The following is a 23,361-nucleotide window of genomic DNA, read 5'->3' as shown; positions in this document are numbered from 1 at the left end:
CGCGTCGGGGAGGTCTGGGAGTGAGCGAGCCGCGGTCCGCCCCCACGGTGGGACAGGTCGTCCTCGGAAAGCGGTTGCAGGACCTGCGCGAGCGGGCCGGCATGAAGCGGGAAGAGGCCGCCAAGATCCTCCGGGTGGCCCCGGCCACCGTCCGGCGGATGGAGACCGCCGAGGTCGCGCTGAAGATCCCGTACGTCCAGCTCCTGCTCAAGGAGTACGGGATCACGGACTCCGAGGCCGAGGGCTTCGTCGCCCTCGCGGAGGAGGCCAACCTCCCCGGCTGGTGGCAGCGGTTCCACGACGTGCTGCCCGGCTGGTTCTCCATGTACGTCAGCCTGGAGGGGGCCGCGAGCCTCATCCGGGCGTACGAGCCCCAGTTCGTTCCCGGTCTGCTCCAGACCGCGGAGTACGCCCGTGCCATTCTGCGCAGCGGGGCGGTCGGAGGCGGCAGCGACGCCGCCAGGGAAGAGGACGCCGAGCGGCATGTAGCCCTGCGGATGGAGCGCCAGTCCCTGCTGCTCAGGGAGGACGCCCCCAAGTTCTGGGTGATCATGGACGAGACGGTGTTCCGCCGGCCGGTCGGCGACGGGCCCGAAGTGATGCGCGACCAGCTCGACCGGCTGCTCGAAGCGTCCGAGCTGCCGAACGTCACCCTGCAGATCGCGGAGTTCGCGTCCGGCCACCACCCCGGCACCTACGGACCGTTCGTCCTCTTCCGCTTCGCCATGCCCGAACTCCCGGACATGGTCTACAGCGAGTACCTGACCGGCGCGGTCTATCTCGACGCGCGTCCCGAGGTGGCATCCCACCTGGAGGTCATGGACCGCATGGCGGCTCAGGCCGCGACTGCACAACGCACGAAGGAGATTCTCCGGAATCTCCGCAAGGAGCTGTGAATGGATCGCATATACAACGGGATGCCCGCCGCGGAGCTGGGTGCCGAGGGTTGGCACAAGCCCTGGAGCGGCGGGAACGGGGGCAACTGCGTGGAGGCCATGAAGCTGGCCGACGGCAGGGTCGCCGTGCGACAGTCCGCAGACCCTGAAGGACCCGCGCTCATCTACACCCACGGGGAGATCGAAGCCTTCATCCGGGGAGCGAAATCCGGTCAGGCCGACTTTCTGCTCGCCCAGCCCTTCCGTCCCGCCCCTACCGTCGCGTAACTCTTGCCGTAGCGCCACCCGTTCATCCCGACCAGGAGAGCCGATGACCCAGGACCCCGCAGCCCCGCGGACCGAGATACGCATCGACACCAGCAAGCCGCACCCGGCGCGCATGTACGACTGGTTCCTGGGCGGCAAGGACAACTACCCGGTCGACGAGGCGATGGCCCGTCAGCTGCTCACCGTCGACGCCCGGGGCCGGGACATGGCCCGCGTCAACCGGGCCTTCATGCACCGCGCCATCCGCTGGCTCAGCGCCCACGGCGTCCGCCAGTACCTGGACGTCGGCACCGGCATCCCGACCGAGCCCAACCTGCACCAGATCGCGCAGGAGGCCGCGCCGGAGTCCCGCATCGTCTACTGCGACAACGACCCGATCGTGCTCGCGCACGCGGCCGCCCTGCTGCGCTCGACCCCCGAAGGGGCCACCGAGTACATCCAGGCGGACGCCCGCGAGCCCGAGGTCATCCTCGAAAGGGCCGGAAAGGTCCTTGACTTCGACCGGCCCATCGCGCTGTCGATGCTCGCCCTGCTGCACTTCGTCGGGGACGAGGACGGGGCGTACGAGCTGGTCTCCAAGCTCGTCGACAAGCTCGCGCCGGGCAGCTACCTGGTCCTCTCCCACGTCACCGGGGACTTCAACCCCGAGGGAGCGGCGCAGGCGGCCGCCCTGTACAAGGCGCGCGGGCTGACCCTGCGGCCCCGCTCGCGCGACGAGCTGGCCGCGTTCTTCGACGGCCTGGAGTTCGTCGAGCCGGGCGTCTCGCTCACCGCCGAATGGCACCCGGAGCTGGGCGAGCCCGTCCCGGTCCCGGGCGACGAGCCCATCCCGGGCTGGGCCGCCGTGGCCCGCAAGCCCTGACCCCACCCCGTACGAACAGCAAGAACGGCGCGAACGGCGGCCCCGTGGACCCTCCCGGTCCACGGGGCCGACCCGTCTCAGCCCTCCGGCGGCACCAGCGTCACCAGGAAGCTCCGCGCCGGCCCCGTGTTCCCGGCCGCGTCGACCGTGCGGTACTCGACGGTGTGGGTGCCGAGGTCCGGGGTCGCGTCGTCCCACGGCACCGCCCGGCTCCGGCCCAGCTTCCCGTACACGAGGCCGTCGATCTCCGTGCCGCCCGGCGAGAAGCGGAACGGCGCGTCCGCGTCCGTCGGCCAGCCGTAGTACGTGTACCAGCCGTCGCCGTCGACCCGGAACTGGCTCACCACCGCGCCCTCCCGGTCGTCCCGCGCGGTCAGCCGCATCGTGAACGCCCCGTCGTACACGTACTCCACCGGCCGCCCAGGCCGCCGCACCGTCCGCAGCGGCTCCGACAGCTCGTAGGCGGCCGTGGCCGGGCGGGCGTCGACCGTCCAGCGCAACTCCCGCCCCGTGCCCGCGAGCCGGGCCGTCAGCGTGTGGGTCCCCGGGGCGATCCGCAGCGCGCCCAGGTCCAGGTCGCGGTCGTTGCGGTCGCCCGTCGCGACGGGTCGCCCGTCGAGGTGCCAGCGCACGGCCGGGGTGCCGTCCACCGCGTGGGTGGTGTCCGCGTGCACGACGCTCCGGGCACCGACGGGCGAGCCGGTCGGGGTGCGCCCGGTGAACGCGGCCCGGAACGGCTCCCGCGCGGTGGTCAGCGAGGGGTCCACCGTCCAGCGGACGGTCCGGGTGAGCGCCTCGGAGGCGCGGACCGCCGGGTCGCGGACGAACGGCGTCGGATCGGTGACCGTCGCCGTCAGCGCGTGCGGGCCGGGGGAGAGCCGGAGCTTCCGCAGGTCGACGGTGCGGGCGCCGCGCGTGTCCAGGACCCGCCCGTCGAGCCGCCAGGTGACGGCGAGTTCACCGCCCACCGGGTGCAGGACGTCCACCCACGCCGACCGGTCCGCCCCGATCGGTGCCGCGTTCGGCGTATGGCCCTGGACCAGGTCCACCTTCGCCGAGATCGCCCGGACCATCACCTCGCGCTCCACCTGGTCGAAGGCGTAGCCGAGGGTCTTCATCAGGGAGTGCCGGCTCGGCCGCCAGACCCCCTCCGTGCTGTACAGGCCGCCCTCGTGGCGCCCGATGATCCCGCCGGACTCGCTCTCCTCGCCCAGCCAGCGCCACCACTTGGCCTTCCGCTCCCGCATCTGCCGCTCGGTCAGGAGCGTGTGGTGGGCGGAGTCCGGTTCGGGGCCGGAGTACGCGCCGCCCGGCACCCCGCGCGCGTAGTAGTCGTACTCGTCCTGGAGACCGCCGAGCGAGTGCCCGATCTCGTGCGGGGTGATCAGGGCGGAGAGCGCGTTGCCGCCGGACGCGGTCGCGTAGCCGCCGCCCGCGCCGCCGTAGGTGGAGCTGTGGGCGAGGGCGACGACCTGCCGATCGGCGCCGCTCGTGCCCGGGACGAGGTCCGCGAGCGCGGCCGCCTTCCGGCCGTCGACGGTCAGCAGCCGCCGCACGCTGCCCGGATCGCAGCCGCCCCAGAAGCCCATGTCGAGCACGGTGTCCCGGGCGGGCGCGTCGAGCCCCGGGTCGCAGTCCACCCCGGACTGCGCCGAAGGGGCCTCCACCGCCCACACGTTGACGTACGAGCGGTAGGAGGCGAAGGGCTCGATGCTCCACAGGGTGTTCAGGTGCCGTTCGAGGTCCGCCCGGAACTCCGGCATCTCCTCGGCGGTGTAGCCGTCGCCCAGGAACACCAGGTTGAACCGCCGGTCGGCCGGCCCGGTGGTCTGGACGGGGACGACGACCGGCTCCCCGCCCGAGGGCGCCGTCTCCGCCGCGGCCGGCCCCGTTCCCGTCAGGCCGGCGGCCAGCAGACAGGCCGCGACGAGCCGGGCCGCGCCCCGCCGGACTCCCTTGCTCCGTAAGGTCATGGGGCGCGAGCCTAGGCCGCGCCCCCGCCCCGGTGGAAGACGTCCGTCGGCCGTATCGTCCGGCCGTACGGAGGCGACGGTGGCGCGGTACCGACGGCCCGGCACCGACGGCCCGGCGCGGCCGGCTCAGCGCCGCAGGTACGCGAGCCCCGGGTGCTCCGCCGCGTACGCCTCCACGAGCCGGCGGGCCACCGCGACCGAGTCCACCAGCGGGTGCAGCGCGAAGGCCTTGACGGCCGTCTCCCGCGACCCGCTCTCCGCCGCCGCGAGCACCTCCCGCTCCACCGCCTTCACGGCCGTCACCAGACCGACGGCGTGGTACGGCAGCGGGGCCACCGCCACCGGCCGGGCGCCGTTCGCGTCGACCAGGCAGGGCACCTCGATCACCGCGTCCGCGTCGAGCACGGAGAGCGTCGTGCCGTTGCGCACGTCGAGGATCAGCGTCGTCCGCTCGTCGCGCGCGACCGCCCGCATGAGGGCGAGCGCCACCTTCTCGTAGCCGCCCGACTCCAGGTCTTCCTCGTCGCGCTCCCCGACCCCGGCGGCTTCCCGGTTGGCCGCCATGTAGGTGGCCTCCCGGTCCGCGAGCGTACGGCGCCAGGCGGCCAGGGCAGAGGTGTCCGGCTTGCCCATCTCCTCGTAGAAGGCGCCCTGCTGGTCGCGCAGGTACGCGCCCCGGGTCCGCCCGGCGGTCCGGTAGGCGTGCACGGCCTCCCGGTTGAAGTAGTAGTAGTGCAGGTACTCGTTGGGAATCGCGCCGAGCGAGCGCAGCCACTCCGGGCCGAAGAGCCGGCCCTCCTCGAAGGAGCCGAGCGCCTCCTCGTCGGCGAGCAGCCGGGGCAGCTCGTCCCGGCCGCCGACCCGCAGTCCCCGCAGCCAGCCCAGGTGGTTGAGGCCCACGTAGTCGATCCAGGCCTCGTCCGGGTCCGCGCCCAGGATCCGGGCGACCCGGCGGCCCAGGCCCACGGGGGAGTCGCAGATGCCGACGACCCGGTCGCCGAGGACCCGGGACATCGCCTCCGTGACCAGGCCGGCCGGGTTGGTGAAGTTGATGACCCAGGCGTCCGGGGCGAGCGCGGCGACCCGCCGGGCGATGTGGGTGGCGACGGGCACGGTCCGCAGGCCGTACGCGATCCCGCCCGCCCCCACCGTCTCCTGCCCGAGCACCCCTTCGGCGAGCGCGATCCGCTCGTCCGCCGCCCTGCCCTCCAGACCGCCGACCCGGATCGCCGAGAACACGAAGTCCGCCCCGCGCAGCGCCTCGTCCAGGTCCGTCGTCGCCGTCACCTCCGGCGCGTCCCGCACCCCCTCGGCCTGGTCCGCCAGGACCCGGGCGACGGCGGAGAGCCGCCCCGCGTCGAGGTCGTGCAGGGTGACCCGGGTGACCCGCCCCTCGGCGTGGTCGCCGAGCAGCGCGCCGTACACCAGCGGCACCCGGAATCCGCCGCCTCCGAGAATCGTCAGTTTCATGCCCGTACGCTACTCGGGCGCCCCTGCCGGGACCCCTCGCACACGGGCCGGGACCGGGTGGGGCGGCGGCCGGGGGACAATGGGCGCCATGTCCCGACGCAAGACCCGCCCCCGCACCGCGCCCCGTTCCGCCCCGGCCGCTCCCGCCCCCGCCGTCACCCCGGACTCGCCCTGCCCCTGCGGTCTCGGCGTCGCCTACGGCACGTGCTGCGCCCGCTTCCACACGGGCGCGGGCGGCACGGCGCCCACCGCCGAACTCCTGATGCGCTCCCGCTACAGCGCCTTCGTCGTCCGCGACGAGTCCTACCTGCTGCGCACCTGGGCGCCGGAGACGCGACCGGGCGAGGTCGACTTCGACCCGGGGCTTCGCTGGACCGGCCTGGAAATCGAGGACACCACCGAGGGCACGGCCTTCCACCAGCACGGCACGGTCGCCTTCACGGCCCGCTACGTCCATGACGGCGCACCGGGGGCCCTGCGCGAGCGCAGCCGCTTCGCCCGGCACGAGGGGGCGTGGGTGTACGTGGACGGGGACTTCACGGAGTAATCCGTCCTCAGCGGGCGCCCGCCACCGCCCGCGACCCCGAGCGCGGGAGGCCGTTCGCCAGGTCCTCGGCGACGATCTTCTTCGCGATGGCGTCCGTCGCCGCCCGGAGTTCGGGGCCGCTGGGGCGGCCGCGTTCGCGTTCGACGCGGTCGGTGAGCCAGGTGCCCCAGGCGCGGGTGATGACGTCGGCCTCCCGGCGGCCCGCCGGGGTGTGGGAGAACAGATTGCCGTCGCGGGTGAGGAAGCCCTCCTCGACCATCCGGTCGAAGACGGGCAGGAGCACCTCGGGCGGCACCCTCCGGCCGGCCGCGATCAGGCCGAGGCTCGCGTGCCCGACGGTCCGGGTGTACAGCTCGACCTGCATCACCGCCCACGCGCCCGCCACGTCGAGCCGGGTGTCGGACGCGTCGACGATCCGCCGGGCCGTGTCCAGGTCGGTGCGGCGCAGGATCCGTCCGACGGACAGTTCGAGGAGCCGCGCCGAGTCGCCCGACGTGGTGGGGGAGGCGAAGCCCTCGCCCATGTCGGGGGCGGAGGCGCGCGCCGAGTCCCGCAGCTTCACCTGCTTGAGGAAGAGCGCGACGACGAAGCCGACGGCGGCGACGGGCACGGTCCACAGGAAGACGGTGTGGAGGGTGTCGGCGTAGGCGTTCACGATCGGCTCCGCGACCGCGTCCGGCAGGCCGTGCACCCCGGCCGGGCTCTGCGCGGCCCGCGCCACGGCGGCCGGGTCGAGCCCGAGGCCCCCGGCGACGGCGGAGGCCTCCCCGACCCCGGCCGTCAGGTTGGGCTCCAGGGAGTTGGCGTAGATCGTGCCGAAGACGGCCGTGCCGAAGGAGCTGCCGAGCGTACGGAAGAAGGTGACGCCCGAGGTGGCGGTGCCCAGGTCGGCGTAGTCGACGGTGTTCTGCACGGCGATGGTGAGGACCTGCATGCACAGGCCGATGCCGGTGCCGAGGACGAACATGTACAGCGACGCCAGCCAGGTGCTCGTGTCCGGCTCCATGAGGGAGAGCAGGTAGAGGCCCACGCCCATCACCAGGCACCCGACGATGGGGAAGATCCGGTAGTGGCCGGTCTTGCTGACCACGTTGCCGCTGAAGATCGACGCGATGAGCAGGCCGACGACCATGGGCAGGGTGCGGATGCCGGAGACGGTGGCCGAGTCCCCGTCGACGTACTGGAGGTAGGTCGGCAGGAAGGTCATCGCGCCGAGCATGGCGAAGCCGACCACGAAGCTCAGCACGGAGCAGACCGTGAAGACCGGGTTCCCGAAGAGGCGCATGGGCAGCATCGGTTCGGCCGCCCGGGTCTCCACCAGGCAGAACAGGCCCAGGGCGACGATCCCGCCCGCGAAGAGCCCGATGATGACGCCGGAGCCCCAGGCGTACTCGTTCCCGCCCCAGCTGGTGGCCAGGATCAGGGCGCTGGAGCCCACGGCGACGAGCGCGATGCCGGCGTAGTCGATGACGGGTCTGCTCGCCGAGCGGACGGAGGGGATCGTGCGGGCGGCGGCGACCACGACCAGGATCGCGATGGGCACGTTGACGTAGAAGGCCCAGCGCCAGCTGAGGTGGTCGGTGAACAGACCGCCGAGGAGCGGGCCGATGACGGTGGAGACGCCGAACACGGCCCCGATCGCGCCCTGGTACTTGCCGCGCTCGCGCAGCGGGATCACGTCCGCGATGAGCGCCATCGAGGTGACCATCAGACCGCCGGCGCCGATGCCCTGGAGGCCGCGCCAGACGATCAGCAGCGTCATGTTGGTGGCGAGTCCGCAGAGGAACGAGCCGGTGATGAAGACGACCGCGGAGATCTGGAAGATCACCTTGCGGCCGAAGAGGTCGCCGAACTTGCCGACCAGGACGGTCGCGACGGTCTCGGCCAGCAGGTACGAGGTGACCACCCACGACATGTGGGCCGCACCGCCCAGGTCCGAGACGATCGTCGGCAGGGCGGTGCCGACGATCGTCTGGTCGAGGGCGGCGAGCAGGACGCCCAGCATGATCGTGCCGAAGACGATGTTGCGGCGGCGCCCGTCGAGCACGGGCGGTTCGGTGGCGGCCGGGGGCGCGGGCGCTGCGTCGCTGGTCGTGGTCACCCTCGCAGCGTCACACCGGCCCCGCCCCCGCGCATGTGGGGGACGGCCGGACAGGTGTCGCCCCGTCAGGGCCCCCGGGGTCCGTCAGGGGGTGACGGGCAGCTCGGGGTGGTGCTTGGCGAGGATCTTGTTGGCCCGCGCGAGCGCGGAGAGGGCGTGCTCGCGGTCGGCCCGGTCCTCCGCGCAGAGCGGCCCCCGGAACCGGTAGACCTCGCGTGCCGCGCAGTCCGCGTCGACCTCGGCCTGGAGGACGTGCAGCGGCAGACAGGCGCCGATCATCGCGGCCACGCGGTCGGGGATCGGAACGGGGACGAGGCGCGAGGGCGAGGTGATCACGGGTCAGTCCTAGTGGGTCCGGGAAGGGTACGGAAGAGTCTCTCCCCCCATACGTACCGGACGGCGTTCCGGGTTCGGACACGGAGGCGTCGCGGGACGGTGACGGCCCGGGGCGCCTCCGGCGGGCCGCGCGGACGCCGGGGGAGCGGACCGGGCGCGAAGGGTGATCTTCCGGACGGCGTTCCCGCAGGTGCGGGGGCCGGGAGGCGTCGGCGGTTTGCGCACCTTCTCTGCGTATCGACCGCGCGTTCGGCACACGGAAGATCCACAAAAGGGGTGTCGGGGGTGATCCACATCCAGTGGGGTGTGAAGGATCTCACTCGTCGGTCCGGAGTCTTTCGGAGCGGGTGGGGTATGTGCTCGCGCCTTCGTCTCCGCGTGGTCCCGTACCAATGAAACAAGACGAACGGTCGTGCTAACATTTTTTCACGTCCAGGTCACCGAGGAGATCCGCCGTGCATCCCCTGGCCCCACTCGTCCGCGCCTTCCTGAACACCGCCGTCCGCGTCGCCCCGGGTCCGGCCGGCCGTGCCGCCTTCCACCTCTTCGTCCGCCCGCTCGGCCGGGCCCGGCCGAAACCCGACGAACGGGCGATCATGGCCACCGCCCGCGTCGGGCGCCTGCGCGTCCGGGGCAAGGACGTCGTCACCTACGCGTGGGGCGACGGCCGGCGGCCCGTCCTGCTCGTCCACGGCTGGTCCTCACGCGCCTCCCGCCTCGGCGCCTTCGCCGAGGCGCTGCTCGCACGCGGCTACAGCCCGGTCGCCTTCGACGCGCCCGGCCACGGAGACTCCCCGGGCCGGGCGTCGAACATCATCGAGTACCGCGAGATCGTCCGGCGGCTGCACGCCCGGCACGGCGACTTCGACGCCGTCGTCGCCCACTCCTTCGGGGTCCTCGCCTCCCTCTTCGCCCTGCGGGACGGCGTGCGCGCGAAGCGCTTCGTCGGCCTCGGCGCGGTCGGCTCCTTCACCTTCCTCGCCACGGGCTTCCAGCAGCGCCTCGGCGTGGACGAGCGGGTGGTCCGGGCCCTCCGCGACCACGTCGAACGCCGGCTCGCGCCGGACGAGCCCGGCGTCTGGCACCGCTTCGAGGGCGACCACGAGCCCGAGTCGCTCGGCGCGCCCGTCCTGCTCTTCCACGACGAGGAGGACGACATGACGCCCCCGTCCCAGTCGCGCCTGCTCGTGCGCGCCCACGGCGACCGCGCCCGGCTGGTCGTCACCCGGGGCCTCGGCCACCGCCGCATCCTGAAGGACCCGGATGTCGTGGCCGCGACCGTGGAGTTCGTGACGGCACCGGCGGCCGAACCGTCCGGGGAACGGGTCGCCGCCGGCTGACCCCGGGCCGGGGCCAGGGAGGGCTACGCGGCGGCGAGGGCCTCCCGGCCCCGGTCCGTGACCGAGGCGCGCAGCCGCGCCGCGATGCCCCGCTCGGCACGGTCGTACGCCGCGGGCTCGTCGAACAGCACCGAGTGCGCGTTGGCCGCCTCCATCAGGGCGATCACCTCGAAGGCCAGCTGCTCCGCGTCCAGGTCCGCCACCAGCTCCCCGGCGGCGCGCGCAGCCGACAGGTTCTCCTCCACGTACGCGGTCCAGTCCTGGCGGGCCCGGGCGACGGCGTCGTGGACCGGGCCCGTACGGGCGTCGAACTCGGCGGAGGCCGCGTAGAAGAAGCAGCCGCCCTCGAAGACCCGCTCCGAGGAGTACGCCAGCCAGTTCCCGCACAGGTCGCGCACCCGCACGGCCCCCGGCGGCACGTCCCGCAGCGGGGCGACCACCCGGCGGGAGAAGACGGAGACGGCGGCCCTGACGGTGGCGAGCTGGAGCTCCTCCTTGGAGCCGAAGAGGGCGAAGACGCCGCTCTTGCTCAGGCCCAGCTCGGTCGCGATCCGCCCCAGGGACAGGCCTTCGAGGCCCTCGACCGAGGCGATGTCCATCGTCCGGCCGAGCACGAGCCGCCGGGTCTGGTTGCCGCGCTCGACGCGCCCGTCCGTCTTCGTCCCCGTACCGCCCGTGCCGCCGCTCATGCCTCCATCGTACTGAACGCACGACCGTGCGGGATTCTCGTCGCGACCCCGCCCCTACGCCCCCTCCTCGAAGCCGCGCCGCTCCCCGGGGGCGAGCAGCAGCACCTCCAGGGCGCGCGCCGTCGCCCGCGCCTGGGCCAGGTACCAGTCGAGCCGCTCGTCGGTGATCAGCTCCGGGGTCGCGCGGAGCGCGAGCGCGAACCGGGCGTGGCCCGCCCGCTCCAGGACCGGCACGGCCACGGTCCGCACCCCGTGGGCCGACTCGCCGTCGTTGAGCGCGTACCCCGCCTCCCGTACGCGCTCCAACTCGGCCGCGAGCAGAGGCGGTTCGACGATGGTCCGCTCGGTGAACGCGTACAGCGGAGGCAGGGAGCGCGGTCCGCCCTCGCCCGCCCTCGGCCAGGCCAGGAGCACCTTCCCGAGCGCCGTCGAGTGCAGCGGCCTGCGCAGGCCCACCTTCGGGGTCACCGAACCGCCCGCCACGATCACCACGTGCGGACCGCTGCGCAGCGCCAGGTCGGCCGTCGCGCCCGTCCGCTCGGCCAGGTCGGACAGCTCGGGCGCCGCCAGGTGCAGACCCCGCTGGTGGTACGAGAGGCGGCCCAGCTCCGTCATCGCGGGACCGAGCCGGTAGCGGGCCGTCCTGGCGTCCTGTTCGAGGAAGCCCGCGCCGAGCAGCGTCCGGGCGAGCCGGTGCGCCGTCGAGGTGGAGAGCCCGAGCCGCCGCGCGAGTTCGGAGGCGCTCAGGTCGGGCCCGTTGTCGTGGAAACAGTGCAGCACGTCCAGTGCGCGGCGGACCGCCTGGGCGCCCGCCGGGGGTCGGACGATGCCGGCCTCGGTCGTCATAGGGTTCGCTCCCCGTGGGTGATCGGGCTCCCACGCTCCCACATGGCGGGAGCCGAATCAGTGGCCCGGCAAGGTCGGAAACACGCCGTTCATACCCGATCCCACATGGTGGGAGGCGTGTTGTGGGCGGTCGCGCTTCCATGGCAAGGTTCCGGCCAACGCACCACAGCGACAGCGACGAGCGGGAGGGAGCAGGGCCGATGACGAACCGACGCCGTACGGCGCGCAGCGCGCCCGCCGCCTCCCCCGCGCCGCTCGGGCTCACCCGGCGCCGCCACATCGACCTGGCCCGCGTCGCCGGAGCCACCTGTCGCTGACGCGAACGGCGGCCGCCGCCCCTGACGGCCGACGGCGCCGCCGCTTCCGGCGCGACGCGCCGACGACATCTCCGACGCCCGCGTCCGGCGACGCTCACCGGCGTAAGCCCGTGAGCCGGTAAGTCCGTAAGGCCTGCAGGGGACTTGGAGTCCCCGGGGCCCGCCGGGTCCGTGGCCGAAAACGCTTCGAGTCGACGTCCGCCGAAAGCGCGCCCCACCTTCCGAGCCGGAACGGCACCCCGTCGCCGTCACCGCTCCGGAACCGTCACGCGCCCTCCGCACCCCGGCGCGCCCCCGCCCACCCACACCCCCGGGAAGCCCTCCATGACGCACGCCCGCGTTCCCGACACGCTCTGGTTCACCCGCTGCCCCGTCCCTACCGCCACCGGCGTCGCCGCCGACCGGGGCTGGCTGGCCGGGGAGTTCGCGGCCGACGGCATCGCCGTCCGCTCGCTCCAGGACGCCGAACCCGGCGCCGACCGCGCCACCCACTTCACCCACGCCCTCCCCGGCCTCTTCCGCGAGGGCGGCAACGTGCCCGCGCTGTGGGCCCGTTCGCGGGGCGAGCGCACCCGGCTCGTCGGACTCACCTGGATCGAGGAACGGCAGGCGGTCCTCGTCGCCCCCGGCTCCCCGGTGCGCGGAGCCGCCGCCCTGCGCGGACTCCGGCTCGCCGTGCCCCGCCACTCCGTCCCCATCGACTTCTGGCGCGCGATGGCCCTGCGCGGCTTCGAGGGTGCCCTCGCCTCGGCGGGGTACGGACTCGCCGACGCCGTCCTCGTCGACGTGCCCGCCGACGGGCACGAGGGCCAGTGGGCCGCCGAACTGGACGCCCTGCGCCGGGGCGAGGTCGACGCCGTCTACGTGAAGGGCGCCCTCGCCGTCGAGGCCGCCCGGCGCGCCGGAGCCGAGGTGGCCGTCGAGCTCGACGAGCTGCCCGACCCCGCGCACCGCGTCAACAACGGCACCCCCCGCCCCCTCACCGTGCACCAGGACCTCCTGGACGAGCACCCCGACCTCGTGGCCCGCTTCCTCGCCGTCCTGCTCCGCGCCGCCGACTGGGCCGCGGGCGAACCGGACGAGGTCGCCCGCATCCTCGGCGCCGAGACCGGCGCGGGCGCGGAGGGGGTCGCGGGCGCCTACCGGCCCGGCACCCACCGCACCCTCCACCCCGACCTGTCCGAGACCCGCCTCGACCTCCTCACCCGCCAGGAGGAGGCCCTGCGCGCCCACGGCTTCCTGCCCGGGGCCGTGGACGTACGGGCCTGGGCCGACCCGGAACCACTGCGCCGAGCCCGGCTGCTCGCCGCCGCCGACTCCTCCGCTGCCTCCGCCACCTCCACCTCCACCGTCGCACCGGAACCGCACGCGGGGCCGTCCCCGCAGCGGGTCCCGTAACCGCGCGACACGCGAACCCACCTCGTAACCGCGCGACACGCGACCCCGCTCCGTACCGCCGTAGGCGCCCCGTACCGCCCCACCCGCCCCCGCCCCGTAACCGACGCAAGCCACCCCGACCCCGAAGGACGGCCGTCATGCGCCCACTCACCCCGCTCGCCGCTCTGGCGGCCCTCGCCGCCCTCGCCACCGTCACCGCCTGCGGCGGCAGCCCGGCCGCGGACACGGCCGCGGGCAAGGGCGACGGCCCGAAGGGGGCGAAGGGAACGGTCACCGTCCGGATCCCCGACCCCGGCAACTTCGGCGTCCTCGCCCTCGGCAAGAAGGACGGCAGCCTCGACGAGGCCCTCGCCGCCGTCGGCGCCAAGGTGGCCTGGACCGGCAGCGCCGGCCCCTTCGCCCCCGCCGCCCAGGCGATGAACGCCGACCAGCTCGACATCGCCACCGGCTCGATCACCTCCGGCATCACCTCCCTCTCCCAGAGCCCCGGCTTCGCCTTCTTCACCGCGACCGACCCCGACCCCGTCGGCGAGGGCATCCTCGTCCGCGAGGGCTCCGACATCGCCTCCGTGAAGGACCTCGTCGGCCGCAAGGTCGCCGTCAACAAGGGCGGCACCGGCGAGTACCTCCTCCTGAAGGCCCTCGCCGGAGCCGGCATCCCCGCGGACAAGGTCGAGCGCGTCTATCTGCGCCCCGACCAGACCGCCGCCGTCTTCAACGCCGGCCAGGTCGACGCCTGGGCCGTCTGGTCCACCTACGCCGTCGCCGAGATCGGCTCGGGCAAGGCCCGCTTCCTCGCCGACGGAACCGCCATCGGCTCCGACAACTACAGCCTGAACGCGGTCCGTTCGAAGTTCGCCGAGGAGCACCCCGAGGTCGTCAAGGCGCTCTACGCCTACCTCCACGAGAACAGCGCCAAGGAGAAGAAGGACCCGGCCGCCTACCTCAACGTCTTCACCGACGCCGGCCCCACCGCCGTCAACGGCAAGGCCAAGGAGGTCCAGATCGCCTTCACCGCCAAGGCGGGCACCGTCGACCCGATCGGCCCCGAGGACGTCAAGCGCTTCGAGACCGTCGCCCGCTTCTACGCCGACCAGAAGGTCACGCCGAACAAGGTCGACATCGCCGCCCACCTCCTCGACGTGGAGAAGCTGTCGTGACGGCCCCGGCCACCAGCGAGGAGAACCGAGCCGGGGAGAACCGGACCGGGGAGAACCGGACCGGGGAGAACCGGACGGGGAAGCCCCCGGCCGGGGAGGCCCCGGGTACCGGGAAGGCCTCGGATTCCGGGAAGGCCCTGGATGCCGGGCAGGCCTCGGGTGCCAGGGAGGCCACGGAGGCCGGGGAGGCCACAGGTGCCGGGAAGCCCCCGGCCGGGGAGGCGCCGGGTACGGGGGAGGCCCCGGATACCGGGAAGGCCCCGGATACCGGGAAGGCCCCGGATGCCGGGGAGGCCACAGGTGCCGGAAAGGTCTCGGTTGCCGGAGAGGCCCCGGGCGCCGGGGAGGACACCTCCGGCCTCGTCGCCCCCCGCCCACCCGCCCACCGCGCCCGCTCCCGCACGTACTCCCTCACCGTCCGCGCCCTCGGCCCGGTCGCCCTCCTCGTCCTCTGGTGGGTCTCCTCCGCCACCGGTCTCCTCACCCCCGACGTACTCGCCTCGCCCGCGCAAGTCATCGAAGCAGTAGGGGAGTTGTGGGGAAACGGGCAGCTGTCCGACGCGCTCGCCACCTCCCTCACCCGCTCCGGCATCGGACTCGTCATCGGCCTCGCCGCCGGGCTCACCCTCGGCATCACCACCGGCTTCACCCGGCTCGGCGACGAACTCCTCGACTCCTCCCTCCAGACCCTGCGCACCATCCCCTTCCTCTCCCTCGTCCCGCTCTTCATGGTCTGGTTCGGGATCAACGAGACCGCGAAGATCCTGCTCATCGCGGTCGCCACCACCTTCCCGATGTACGTCTCCACCACCGGCGGCGTCCGCAACACCGACCGCAAGCTCGTCGAGGCCATGCGCAGCTTCGGCCTCGGCCGGCTCGCGATCGTCCGCCAGGTCGTCCTGCCCGGCGCCCTGCCCTCGCTCCTCGCCGGACTGCGGCTCTCCATGACGCTGAGCGTCATCGCGCTCATCGCCGCCGAGGAGATCAACGCCACCGCGGGCATCGGCTACCTGATGTCCCAGGCCCAGAGCTACGCCCGCACCGACATTCTCGCCGTCTGCATCCTCGTCTACGGTCTGCTCGGCCTCACCGCCGACGTCCTCGTCCGGGGCCTGGAACGGGTCCTCATGCCCTGGCGCACGGCCGGCCCCGGGGGAGGAGCCCGATGACCACGCCCACCACCGCGACCGGAGGGACGGCGGTACGGGTACGGGGCCTGCGCCGGGTCTTCGGCGCCCGCGCGGTCCTCGACGGCCTCGACCTCACCCTGGCGCGCGGCGAGTTCCTCGCCCTGCTCGGGGCGAGCGGCAGCGGCAAGACGACCCTGCTCCGCATCCTCGGCGCCCTCGACGGCGCCGACGGGGGAGAGGCCCTCGTCCCCGCCGCCCGCACGATCGTCTTCCAGGAGCCCCGGCTCGTCCCCTCCAAGAAGGTCCTCGCCAACGTGACCGTCGGCCTCCCGCGCGGGGCCGCGACCCGGGAGACCGGACTGCGGGCCCTCGCGGAGGTCGGCCTCGAACGGCACGCCGACGCCTGGCCCGCCACCCTCTCCGGCGGCGAGGCCCAGCGGGTCGCGCTCGCCCGCGCCCTGGTCAGGGAGCCCGAACTGCTGCTCCTGGACGAGCCGTTCGCCGCCCTCGACGCGCTGACCCGGCTCCGTATGCAGGACCTGGTCGGCGAACTGCGCCGGATCCACCGGCCCGCCGTCCTGCTCGTCACCCACGACGTCGACGAGGCCGTGCGCCTCGCGGACCGGGTCGCCGTCCTGCGCGACGGCCGGCTCGTCACCGACGAACCCGTCGCCGTCGACCGCCCCCGCGACCCCGGAGACCCGGCCTTCGTCGCCCTCCGCCGCCGCCTCCTCGCGGACCTCGGCGTCCACGCCCCCGAGGAAGCACCCGCCCCGCACCCCGTCACCGTCCCGTCCGAAGAGCCCTTCGAAGGAGCGCCCGCATGACCGTCGTCATCGGTGTCCACCGCAGCAACCCCTCCCTCTACCACCTCTCCCGCCTCGGCTACGCGGAGCAGGAGCTCGCCGCCTTCGGTGAGACCGTGGCCTGGCACCCGTACACCGACGGCGTCCGCACCGGCGCGCACCTCGCCGACGGCACCATCGACTTCGGCGGCACCGGCTCCACCCCGCCCGTCACCGCGCAGGCCGCCGGCCACGACATCGTCTACGTCGCCGTCTCGGCGCCCCGCCCCGGCCACGGCGCCCTCCTCGTCCCCGAGGACAGCCCGGTCCGTACCGTCGCCGACCTCAAGGGCGGCACCGTCCACCTCGCCGTCGGCTCCTGGCAGACCCACCTCGTCGCCAAGGCCCTGGACGACGCGGGCCTGTCGTACGCCACCGACATCACCGCCGTGCGCGGCGACTCCGGCAGCGAGGAGAAGCTGCGCTCCGGCGAGATCACCGCCTGGGTCGCCCAGGGCGCCGAACTGGCCGCCGCCCGCCGCACCGGCGGCCTGCGCGTCCTCGTCCCCACCGGCGAGGTCATCAGCGACCGGTCCGTCTTCTTCACCCGCCGCGACCTGGCCGAGGAGCGGCCCGAGGTGGTCGAGGCGCTCGTCCGGGCCCTGCGCCGGGCCGACGAGTGGGCCGCCGCCCACCCGCGCGAGGCCGCCGAGATCGCCGCCGCCGACCAGGGCGGCACGGTGGACGACTGGGAGACCGCGCTGCGCGCCCTGCCCTGGACGATCGAGGAGGTCACCGAGGAGTTCGTCGCGGAGCAGCAGCGGGCGGCGGACGTCTTCCACCGCACCGGATTCGTCGACCGCGCGGTCACCGTCGCGGACGCGCTGCCCCGGAAGGCCTGACCCGTGACCCCACCGACACAGGCCCCCGAAGTCCTCTGGTACATCATCCCGCGCGAAGGCGCCTACCCGTGGGAGCCGGAGGGCCGCCGCCCCGTCGACCTCGGCTACCTCCAGCAGCTCGCCGGGACGGTCGAACGGCTCGGCTACACCGGGGCGCTGCTCGCCACCGACCTCTACGACGTGTGGCCGCTCGGCTCCGCCCTCGCGGCCTCCACCAGCACCCGCTTCAAGCCCCTCCTGGCCGTCCACCCGGGCCTGATCTCCCCCACCCTCCTGGCCAAGACGGCGCTCACCTTCGACAACCTCTTCGGCGGCCGGCTCCGCTTCAACGTCGTCAACGGCTCGACCGCCTCCCTGCGCGAGTACGGCCTGCACGTCGAGCACGACGAGCGGTACGCACTGAGCGCCGAGTACTGGTCGATCGTGAAGCGGCTGACGGCGGGGGAGGTCTTCGACCACAAGGGGCGCTTCTACGACCTCAGGAACGCGGGCGCCTCCTTCCGCGACCTGCGCCCGGTCCAGGAACCGCACGTCCCGCTCTGGTTCGGCGGCTCCTCGGCGCCCGGCATCGAGATGGCCGCCGAGCACGTCGACGTCTACCTCACCTGGGGCGAACCGCCGCACCTCCTGAAGGAGAAGCTCGACCACGTACGGTCCAGGGCCGCCGCCCACGGGCGCACCCTCCGCATCGGCCTGCGCCTCCACCTCATCGTCCGCGACACCGAGGACGAGGCCTGGGCCGCCGCCGACCGCCTCCTCGACGTCACCAGCGAGGCGACGTACGCCCGGCAGCTCGGCGAGCGGGCGGGGGAGGACGGCGTCGGCTGGCAGCGCCAGTTCCGCCAGCACGGCGGCCGGGTCCCGGCCCGCGCCCGCGAACTGGAGACCCACCCCAACCTCTGGCCCGGCATGAGCCTCTTCCGCCCCGGCCCCGGCACGGCGGTCGTCGGTTCCACCTCCCAGGTCGTCGAACGCCTCCAGGAATACCGCGCCTTGGGCGTCGACACCTTCATCCTCTCCGGCAACCCCCTCCTGGAGGAGGCCTACCGGGTGGCCGAGACGGTCCTGCCGGCCCTGGGGGTCACGCGCTGAGGTCGAAGACGCCCCACTCGGTGAGGGGGCCGTACCCGACGTAGATCCTGCTCCCCCGGGCAGCGACCCGGCGGCGGCCGACGGGGCCGCCCTCCGGGCGGGTGAGCAGGGCGACGTCCCTCCGTTCCACGGAGCTCCCGGTCATCTCCCCGTGGACGATCCGGCCGTGGTCGAGGAAGGCGACCCGCTCGCCGTGGACGGCCAGGGAGTCGGCGCCTCTCCCGATGCCGGTCCGTCTCCTCACGTCCTGGCCGGGTCTGATCTCCAGGAGCGGGAAATCGACGTACGGACAGGCCCAGGCGCCGGTGCCGGACACGTTCAGGGCGTAGCAGTCCGTGATCCACCCGGCGCCGGGGTCGTCCTCGGACGCCCACAGCAGTTCACCCGTCGCGCTCCAGCGGCGGATGCCCAGCGGGTTCTCGTCGAAGTGCCCGACCCACAGGTCACCGGCCTCGTCCACGAGCAGGTGCTCGATCGCGTCCCCGACGGGGAAGGTCCAGGTCTCGCGGCCGAGCGCGTCGAAGACCTGCACCTGGCTCTTCTCGTCGCCCCGGCGGTCACGGGCCGAGGCCACGACGAACCCGCCGTCCGGCAGCCGGTCCAGTTTGGGCCACCGGGTCCGTACGCCGCTCAGCTCGGTGGTCTCGACGGCACCGCCGTCATGGACGGAGACGACCAGCGCGTCGAAGGGGTGGAGGTCATCGCCCGGCTCAGGGGCGCGCTCGGCGAGCAGCCAGTGGGCGGCGCCGAAGGCGTCGACGGTACTGCCCAGGACATGGCGGTCGTGGTACGCGCGGGGCAGACGGGCGTGGGGAACGAGGGCGATCTCGTGCACGGGGGCTCTCCTCGGTGGGCGGTCGCGGGGTGCGGTCGGGCGGCTGAGGGGAGCCGGCCCGGTGGCGCGCGAGCGCGGGAGAGCGGAGCGGGGCGCCTACGCGGCATGGCCCTTTCTGATCGTCACGTGGTGATCCTCGTCCATGCGGGGCCACCTGACAAATCCTTTCGGCGCGCCGCATTGATCGAACGTTGATGGCTCGTTTACGACGCTCCGGCACGGTGTACGACATGCAGACCGACACGAGCGTACTGACCGCACCGGAGCCCGACATGAGCTGGCAGGAGAACGCGCTCTGCGCCCAGGCCGGACCGGAGTTCTTCTTTCCGGCGCCCGGCTCCTCCACCCGCGAGGCGAAGCAGCTCTGCGGGGCCTGCGAGGGGCGGGTGGCGTGCCTGGAGTACGCCCTCGCGCACGACGAGCGGTTCGGCGTGTGGGGCGGGCTCTCGGAGAAGGAGCGGTTCCGGCTGAAGCGCAACCGGGGCTGACCGCGCGCGGCGGGAGCGTCCGCCGCGCGGTGGTCCGGCGTCGTGGGGCGGTCCGGCCGGGCGGCCGGACGGGGTGTCCGGGCGGGGTGTCCGGGCGGTCAGCCCGCCGCGCGGGCCGCCAGCCGGGCCTTGCGGGCCGCGAGCTTCTCGTCGAACTTGCTCGCCTCGCTGTTCAGACCGTTCATGTACAGGCCCAGCTCCTCCTGGGCGCGCAGCCCCTCCGGCCCCAGGCCGTCGATCTGGAGGACCTTGAGGAAGCGCAGCACGGGCTGGAGCACGTCGTCGTGGTGGATGCGCATGTTGTAGATCTCGCCGATCGCCATCTGCGCTGCCGCCCGCTCGAAGCCCGGCATACCGTGCCCGGGCATCCGGAAGTTGACCACGACGTCCCGCACGGCCCGCATGGTCAGGTCGGGGGCGAGCTCGAAGGCCGCGCCCAGCAGGTTGCGGTAGAAGACCATGTGCAGGTTCTCGTCGGTCGCGATGCGGGCGAGCATCCGGTCGCAGACCGGGTCGCCGGACTGGTGGCCGGTGTTGCGGTGCGAGATGCGGGTGGCCAGCTCCTGGAAGGCGACGTACGCCACGGAGTGCAGCATCGAGTGCCGGTTGTCGGACTCGAAGCCCTCGCTCATGTGCGCCATCCGGAACTGCTCCAGCTTGTCCGGGTCGACCGCGCGCGAGGCCAGCAGATAGTCGCGCATCACGATGCCGTGCCGGCCCTCCTCGGCGGTCCAGCGGTGCACCCAGGTGCCCCAGGCGCCGTCGCGGCCGAAGAGGCTGGCGATCTCGTGGTGGTAGCTCGGCAGGTTGTCCTCGGTGAGCAGGTTGACCACGAGGGCGATCTTCCCGATCTCGGTCACCTTGGACTGCTTCGGGTCCCAGGCCTCGCCGTCCTCGAAGAAGCCCGGGAAGTTCCGGCCGTCGGACCACGGCACGTACTCGTGCGGCATCCAGTCCTTGGTGACCTTCAGGTGCCGGTTGAGCTCCTTCTCCACGACCTCTTCCAGGGCGTAGAGCAGCCGGGCGTCGGTCCACTCTGCCGAGCTGCCGAGGTGGGGAGAGGTGAGCGTCAAGGGGAACTCCTGGGGACGGAGAAGGACATACGGGCGTACCTACGAATCCGTAGGTTACGAAACCGTAGGTTAAGGCTCCGTAAGGCGTCCACCAACCCCGTCCCGGGCGTTGTCCGATTACGTTCCGTTATGCTCCCTGCTCGGGCTGGGTGCCGGAGACGCAGGTCACGTCCGGTGCGGCGCCCGCCGGACGCCCCGCCGACTACACGGCGCGAGCATCCGGCGGCGCTGGGTGTACGGCCCCGGGGGGTGTTCGACGGCGCCGGGCGCGCGCCCGTCAGGACCGGTCGGCGGCCACCTCCCGGACCTCCTCGGCGGTCGTCGGCCGCAGCTCGCCGTCGAGCAGCAGCCAGCGGGTGATCCCGAGCGACTCCAGGAACGCCACGTCGTGGCTCGCCACGATCAGCGCCCCCTCGTAGGCGTCGAGCGCCTCCGTCAGCCTCCGCACCGACGCCATGTCCAGATTGTTGGTCGGCTCGTCCAGCATCAGCAGCTGCGGGGCCGGCTCCGCGAGGAGCAGCGCCGCGAGCGTCGCCCGGAACCGCTCCCCGCCCGAGAGGGTGCCCACGGCCTGGTCGGCCCGCGCCCCCCGGAAGAGGAACCGCGCGAGCCGGGCCCTGATCGCGTTCGCCGTCGCGCCGGGCGCGAAGCGGGCCACGTTCTCCACCACGCTCAGCCCGTCGTCCAGGACGTCGAGCCGCTGCGGCAGGAAGCGCAGCGGCACCCGCGCGTCCACCTCCCCGGCCAGCGGCTCCAGCTCCCCGGCGACGGTCCGGAGCAGCGTCGTCTTCCCGGCGCCGTTCCGCCCGACCAGCGCGATCCGCTCCGGGCCGCGCAGCTCGAACGCGCCCCCGACGCGGGCCCCGTACCGCAGTTCCAGGTCCCGCAGGTGCAGCACCTCGCGGCCCGGCGGCACCGAGGTGCGCGGCAGCTCGACCCTGATCTCGTCGTCGTCCCGCACCGCCTCCACCGCCGCGTCCAGCCGCTCCCGGGCCTCCGAGAGGCGCTCGGCGTGGAGCGTGCGCTGCTTGCCGGCCGTGACCTGGGCGCTGCGCTTCTGGCTGTTGGCCACCAGCTTGGAGGCGACCTTGTTCTCGAAGCTCTTCTGCCCGTACCGCTTCCGGCGCGCCAACTTCACCTGGGTGTCGGCCAGTTCCCGCTTCTGCCGCTGGACGTCGGCCTCGGCGACCCGCACCATCCGCTCCGCCGCCTCCTGTTCGGCGGCGAGCGCCGCCTCGTAGTCCGACCAGGAGCCGCCGTACCAGGCGACCTCGCCGTCCCGCAGGTCGGCGATCTGGTCGACCCGCTCCAGGAGTTCGCGGTCGTGGCTGACCACGACCAGGACCCCGGACCACTTCTCCACGGCCTCGTAGAGGCGCGCGCGGGCGTGCAGGTCCAGGTTGTTGGTCGGCTCGTCGAGCAGCAGGACGTCGGGCCGGGCGAGCAGCAGCGCGGCGAGGCGCAGCAGGACGGACTCGCCGCCCGAGATCTCGCCGACGGTCCGGTCCAGGCCGATGCCGTCCAGGCCGAGCTGGTCGAGGGCGGCCCGGGCCCGCTCCTCGACGTCCCAGTCGTCGGCGAGGACGGTGAAGTGCTCCTCGGCCGGGTCGCCCGCCTCGATGGCGTGCAGGGCGGCCCGCTTCGCGTCGATGCCGAGGATCTCGTCGACCCGGCGCGAGGTGTCCAGGACCAGGTTCTGCGGCAGGTGGCCGAGTTCGCCCGTGACCCGGACCGTGCCGGAGGAGGGCGTCAGCTCGCCCGCGAGCAGCTTGAGGAGCGTGGACTTGCCGGAGCCGTTGAGCCCGACGAGCCCGGTGCGGCCGGGGCCGACCGCGAGCCGGAAGTCGTCGAAGACCTCGGTGCCGTCCGGCCACGAGAAGGAGAGCGAGGAACAGGTGAGGAACGTGGGGTGATGCGCCATGAAGGCCTCCGGTTGCGCGAGCGCGGGCGTGAAGGGATGCAACGCGTGGAGACACCGGGGCGCGGGCTGTGGGAAGACGGCTCGTACGCCGAGGTCGAGAACGGCACACGCGGCACAGGGGGCACGCGCGGCGCGGTGTCTCGCAACCTCAGACGAGCAACGTCCTTCTCCGATCGGGTGACGACAAGGTCGTTACCGACGATACGAGCCCGACCGGGAGGGCGGCAAACGATTTAGGAGACGGTCCGGCGGCGAGGGGTCAGGGGCGCTCGCGGAACAGCTCGGTCAGGTCCTGGTCCCAGTCCAGGTACTGGTGCTCGCGCCCCTCCGGCACCAGGTGCTGCGAGCGCTCCAGGAAGCGGCGCAGCTCCGAGGTCCGGACGTGGACCATGGCCACCCCCTCCGGGGCGTGGAACTCGACCACGGTCCGGTCGTACCCGTACGGGCGCAGCCGCACGTCCCCGACCCCGGCCGGGCGCTCGACGCCCTGGACGAGCAGTTCGCGCGCGAAGGCCCAGGAGACCTCGACGCCCTCCAGGGTCGCGGGAGGCGGGAAGGCCATGCTGACGGCGTACGGATCCTCGCGGTCGTACCGCAGGGTGGCGGGGACGGTCTCCATCCGGGGAGCGGATGCGACCAGACGGGCCTGGACGGCCTGCTCGATGACGGCGGACAAGACCGGCTCCTCTCGCGCGGGTTTCGGATCCTGTGCGTCTCCCCGACACCGGGGCTCCTGACACCCGGGAAGACGGGCGAGACGGCCGGAACGTGCACTCCGGATCCACGTGAGCTGCGTCACCGGGCCCGGGGGAAGGGCGTCCGGGCAGGTCGGGGCCTTTCCGCCGCGTCCCGACTCTGGCCGGAAAGTTCTCCGGCCGATTCGGGGCAAGGGTCGGAAAGGTCGTGGTACGGCCGGAATACGGAGGCCCGCGA

At 73.5% G+C, this 23,361-nt stretch carries 22 protein-coding genes and 1 pseudogene; 13 read left to right on the top strand and 10 right to left on the bottom strand.

Going from position 1 to position 23,361, the window contains the following annotated elements; all coding sequences use genetic code 11:
- Nucleotides 1-20: 20 nt before the first annotated feature.
- Genes ACIQD7_RS02285 through ACIQD7_RS02275 form a run of 3 tightly spaced genes read left to right on the top strand, consistent with a single transcriptional unit; the run spans nt 21 to nt 2,025 of the window.
- Nucleotides 21-896 carry a helix-turn-helix transcriptional regulator gene (locus ACIQD7_RS02285; RefSeq protein ID WP_121829728.1) on the top strand — a complete coding sequence of 292 codons (876 nt, stop codon included), beginning with the start codon at nt 21-23 and terminating at the stop codon, nt 894-896.
- On the top strand, nt 897-1,163 hold the full coding sequence (locus ACIQD7_RS02280) for a DUF397 domain-containing protein (protein ID WP_402438678.1): 267 nt from the start codon (nt 897-899) through the stop codon (nt 1,161-1,163). It abuts the gene before it with no gap.
- A gap of 43 nt (nt 1,164-1,206) precedes the next feature.
- Nucleotides 1,207-2,025, top strand: coding sequence for an SAM-dependent methyltransferase (locus ACIQD7_RS02275; protein WP_121829730.1), 819 nt, complete (start codon nt 1,207-1,209; stop codon nt 2,023-2,025).
- 77 nt (nt 2,026-2,102) lie between these two features.
- Here ACIQD7_RS02275 and ACIQD7_RS02270 read toward each other — a convergent pair whose 3' ends face one another.
- Nucleotides 2,103-3,998, bottom strand: coding sequence for a M64 family metallopeptidase (locus ACIQD7_RS02270; protein WP_402438675.1), 1,896 nt, complete (start codon nt 3,996-3,998; stop codon nt 2,103-2,105).
- A 126-nt stretch (nt 3,999-4,124) separates the two neighbouring features.
- Nucleotides 4,125-5,468, bottom strand: a complete 1,344-nt coding sequence (locus tag ACIQD7_RS02265; protein WP_402438673.1) for a 6-phospho-beta-glucosidase — start codon at nt 5,466-5,468, stop codon at nt 4,125-4,127.
- A gap of 88 nt (nt 5,469-5,556) precedes the next feature.
- On the opposite strand from ACIQD7_RS02265, the gene ACIQD7_RS02260 reads away from it, so the two are divergent.
- A complete protein-coding gene (locus tag ACIQD7_RS02260) occupies nt 5,557-6,015 on the top strand; it encodes a YchJ family protein (RefSeq protein ID WP_402438671.1) in 459 nt (152 codons plus the stop codon).
- 7 nt (nt 6,016-6,022) lie between these two features.
- Here ACIQD7_RS02260 and ACIQD7_RS02255 read toward each other — a convergent pair whose 3' ends face one another.
- Nucleotides 6,023-8,116 (bottom strand): MDR family MFS transporter, encoded by a 2,094-nt coding sequence (locus ACIQD7_RS02255; protein ID WP_402438669.1) that lies wholly within the window; start codon nt 8,114-8,116, stop codon nt 6,023-6,025.
- A gap of 84 nt (nt 8,117-8,200) precedes the next feature.
- Nucleotides 8,201-8,395: a hypothetical protein gene (locus ACIQD7_RS02250; protein ID WP_202526684.1), complete on the bottom strand. Its 195-nt coding sequence runs from the start codon at nt 8,393-8,395 to the stop codon at nt 8,201-8,203.
- Between the two features lie 512 nt (nt 8,396-8,907).
- Here ACIQD7_RS02250 and ACIQD7_RS02245 point away from each other — a divergent pair.
- Nucleotides 8,908-9,792 (top strand): alpha/beta fold hydrolase, encoded by an 885-nt coding sequence (locus ACIQD7_RS02245; protein WP_402438667.1) that lies wholly within the window; start codon nt 8,908-8,910, stop codon nt 9,790-9,792.
- Nucleotides 9,793-9,815: 23 nt separating this feature from the next.
- Here the strand turns inward: ACIQD7_RS02245 and ACIQD7_RS02240 are convergent, their stop codons facing one another.
- Together ACIQD7_RS02240 and ACIQD7_RS02235 are read right to left on the bottom strand one after the other, a co-directional pair.
- Nucleotides 9,816-10,481, bottom strand: a complete 666-nt coding sequence (locus ACIQD7_RS02240) for a TetR/AcrR family transcriptional regulator (protein WP_402438665.1) — start codon at nt 10,479-10,481, stop codon at nt 9,816-9,818.
- A 54-nt stretch (nt 10,482-10,535) separates the two neighbouring features.
- Nucleotides 10,536-11,327 carry an IclR family transcriptional regulator gene (locus ACIQD7_RS02235; RefSeq protein ID WP_383404670.1) on the bottom strand — a complete coding sequence of 264 codons (792 nt, stop codon included), beginning with the start codon at nt 11,325-11,327 and terminating at the stop codon, nt 10,536-10,538.
- A gap of 200 nt (nt 11,328-11,527) precedes the next feature.
- Between ACIQD7_RS02235 and ACIQD7_RS02230 the strand changes: the two genes are divergently transcribed.
- From ACIQD7_RS02230 to ACIQD7_RS02200, 7 genes and pseudogenes are all read left to right on the top strand, one after another.
- On the top strand, nt 11,528-11,644 hold the full coding sequence (locus tag ACIQD7_RS02230) for a putative leader peptide (RefSeq protein WP_343307113.1): 117 nt from the start codon (nt 11,528-11,530) through the stop codon (nt 11,642-11,644).
- A gap of 324 nt (nt 11,645-11,968) precedes the next feature.
- Nucleotides 11,969-13,042 (top strand): ABC transporter substrate-binding protein, encoded by a 1,074-nt coding sequence (locus ACIQD7_RS02225; RefSeq protein WP_402438662.1) that lies wholly within the window; start codon nt 11,969-11,971, stop codon nt 13,040-13,042.
- Between the two features lie 137 nt (nt 13,043-13,179).
- A complete protein-coding gene (locus ACIQD7_RS02220; protein WP_402438660.1) occupies nt 13,180-14,202 on the top strand; it encodes an ABC transporter substrate-binding protein in 1,023 nt (340 codons plus the stop codon).
- A gap of 356 nt (nt 14,203-14,558) precedes the next feature.
- A pseudogene (locus tag ACIQD7_RS02215) lies at nt 14,559-15,371 on the top strand (ABC transporter permease); the annotation flags it as partial.
- Nucleotides 15,368-16,159 carry an ABC transporter ATP-binding protein gene (locus ACIQD7_RS02210; protein ID WP_402438658.1) on the top strand — a complete coding sequence of 264 codons (792 nt, stop codon included), beginning with the start codon at nt 15,368-15,370 and terminating at the stop codon, nt 16,157-16,159. The pseudogene ACIQD7_RS02215 and the gene ACIQD7_RS02210, both read left to right, overlap by 4 nt.
- Nucleotides 16,156-17,019 (top strand): ABC transporter substrate-binding protein, encoded by an 864-nt coding sequence (locus ACIQD7_RS02205; RefSeq protein ID WP_402438656.1) that lies wholly within the window; start codon nt 16,156-16,158, stop codon nt 17,017-17,019. Before ACIQD7_RS02210 ends, ACIQD7_RS02205 begins: the two co-directional genes overlap by 4 nt.
- Nucleotides 17,020-17,022: 3 nt before the next feature.
- Nucleotides 17,023-18,111, top strand: a complete 1,089-nt coding sequence (locus tag ACIQD7_RS02200; RefSeq protein ID WP_402438654.1) for an LLM class flavin-dependent oxidoreductase — start codon at nt 17,023-17,025, stop codon at nt 18,109-18,111.
- Here the strand turns inward: ACIQD7_RS02200 and ACIQD7_RS02195 are convergent.
- Entirely contained in the window at nt 18,101-18,946 is an 846-nt protein-coding gene (locus ACIQD7_RS02195; RefSeq protein WP_402438652.1) for a hypothetical protein, read from the bottom strand. The genes ACIQD7_RS02200 and ACIQD7_RS02195 overlap by 11 nt on opposite strands.
- Before the next feature lie 230 nt (nt 18,947-19,176).
- Here ACIQD7_RS02195 and ACIQD7_RS02190 point away from each other — a divergent pair, with 230 nt between their 5' ends.
- On the top strand, nt 19,177-19,434 hold the full coding sequence (locus tag ACIQD7_RS02190; protein ID WP_062756753.1) for a WhiB family transcriptional regulator: 258 nt from the start codon (nt 19,177-19,179) through the stop codon (nt 19,432-19,434).
- Between the two features lie 98 nt (nt 19,435-19,532).
- Here the strand turns inward: ACIQD7_RS02190 and ACIQD7_RS02185 are convergent, their stop codons facing one another.
- From ACIQD7_RS02185 to ACIQD7_RS02175, 3 genes are all read right to left on the bottom strand, one after another.
- Nucleotides 19,533-20,507 (bottom strand): acyl-ACP desaturase, encoded by a 975-nt coding sequence (locus tag ACIQD7_RS02185; RefSeq protein WP_121829746.1) that lies wholly within the window; start codon nt 20,505-20,507, stop codon nt 19,533-19,535.
- A 277-nt stretch (nt 20,508-20,784) separates the two neighbouring features.
- Nucleotides 20,785-22,428, bottom strand: a complete 1,644-nt coding sequence (locus ACIQD7_RS02180; RefSeq protein ID WP_402438649.1) for an ABC-F family ATP-binding cassette domain-containing protein — start codon at nt 22,426-22,428, stop codon at nt 20,785-20,787.
- 259 nt (nt 22,429-22,687) lie between these two features.
- On the bottom strand, nt 22,688-23,104 hold the full coding sequence (locus ACIQD7_RS02175; RefSeq protein WP_121829748.1) for an SsgA family sporulation/cell division regulator: 417 nt from the start codon (nt 23,102-23,104) through the stop codon (nt 22,688-22,690).
- Nucleotides 23,105-23,361 lie beyond the last annotated feature (257 nt).

The organism is Streptomyces sp. NPDC093071, assembly GCF_044754545.1.
GTDB lineage: Bacteria > Actinomycetota > Actinomycetes > Streptomycetales > Streptomycetaceae > Streptomyces.
This window is presented reverse-complemented; position numbering and strand designations above follow the sequence as displayed.